Origin of the sequence: Kitasatospora sp. NPDC057198, assembly GCF_042670125.1 — a bacterium.
GTDB lineage: Bacteria > Actinomycetota > Actinomycetes > Streptomycetales > Streptomycetaceae > Kitasatospora.
This window is the reverse complement of sequence record NZ_JBHUWH010000874.1, coordinates 1-1,281: the sequence shown is the minus strand read 5'-3', so window position 1 is coordinate 1,281 and position 1,281 is coordinate 1. Positions and strand designations below refer to the sequence as shown.

The 1,281-nt window shown below is 71.5% G+C and carries 1 protein-coding gene; it reads left to right on the top strand.

All coding sequences use genetic code 11. The features are described 5' to 3' along the window. The first annotated feature begins 122 nt into the window (after positions 1–122). The gene (serC, locus tag ACFUEL_RS39780; protein ID WP_380243112.1) at positions 123–1,247 is read left to right on the top strand and encodes a phosphoserine transaminase; all 1,125 of its coding nucleotides are present in this window, start codon (positions 123–125) and stop codon (positions 1,245–1,247) included. Positions 1,248–1,281: the final 34 nt, after the last annotated feature.

Here is a 1,281-nt window from a genome sequence, read left to right as displayed (position 1 = left end):
CGCGCACACCCCCTGACCAGGGGTCACGCGCCCGGCGCCGGCCTGTCCGGAGCGGCCAAGATCACGTCTCAGCGGCCGGACGGGCGTACCGCCGCCGCATGTCCGGGGGATAGGCTGCGGCCGTGGCTCAGATTCAGATCCCCGCCGACAATCTGCCCAACGACGGCCGCTTCGGCTGCGGCCCCTCCAAGGTGCGCCCCGAGGCCCTGAGTGCCCTCGCCGCCACCGGAACCTCCCTGCTGGGCACCTCCCACCGCCAGGCCCCGGTCAAGAACCTCGTCAAGCGCGTCCGCCAGGGCGTCGCCGAGCTGTTCTCGCTGCCGGAGGGCTACGAGGTCGTGCTCGGCAACGGCGGCTCCACCGCGTTCTGGGACATCGCCGCGTTCGGTCTGGTGCGCGAGAAGTCGCAGCACCTCGACTTCGGCGAGTTCTCCTCCAAGTTCGCCTCCTCCGTGAAGGCCGCCCCGTGGCTGGCCGAGCCGACGGTGATCAAGACCGCCCCGGGCACCCACCCGCTGCCGGTCGCCGAGGCGGGTGTGGACGTCTACGGCCTCACCCACAACGAGACCTCCACCGGTGTCGCGATGCCGATCCGCCGCCCCGAGGGCGCGGACGCCGGCTCGCTGGTCCTGGTCGACGCCACCTCCGGCGCCGGCGGCCTGCCGGTCGACATCCGCGAGACGGACGTCTACTACTTCGCCCCGCAGAAGTCCTTCGCCTCCGAGGGCGGCCTCTGGCTGGCCACCTTCTCGCCGGCCGCGCTGGAGCGCGCCGCGGAGATCGCCGGCTCCGGCCGGTACATCCCGCCGTTCTTCGACCTGCCGACCGCGATCGACAACTCCTCGAAGGACCAGACGTACAACACCCCGTCCATCACCACCCTCTTCCTGCTGGCCGACCAGCTGGAGTGGCTGAACGGCCAGGGCGGTCTGGACTGGGCGGTGGCCCGCACCGCGGAGTCCTCCTCGATCCTGTACTCCTGGGCCGAGAAGTCCTCCTTCGCGCAGCCCTTCGTGGCCAAGCCGGAGGAGCGCTCGCAGGTCGTCGGCACCATCGACTTCGACGACTCGGTCGACGCCGCCGCGGTCGCCAAGGCACTGCGTGCCAACGGCATCGTGGACACCGAGCCGTACCGCAAGCTGGGCCGCAACCAGCTGCGCGTCGCGATGTTCCCGGCGATCGACCCGGCGGACGTCGAGAAGCTCACCGGCGCCATCGACTACGTGGTCGAGCACCTGAACGACTGATCCGGCGCTTCCCCGAGGGGCCCCGGTCCGCGCG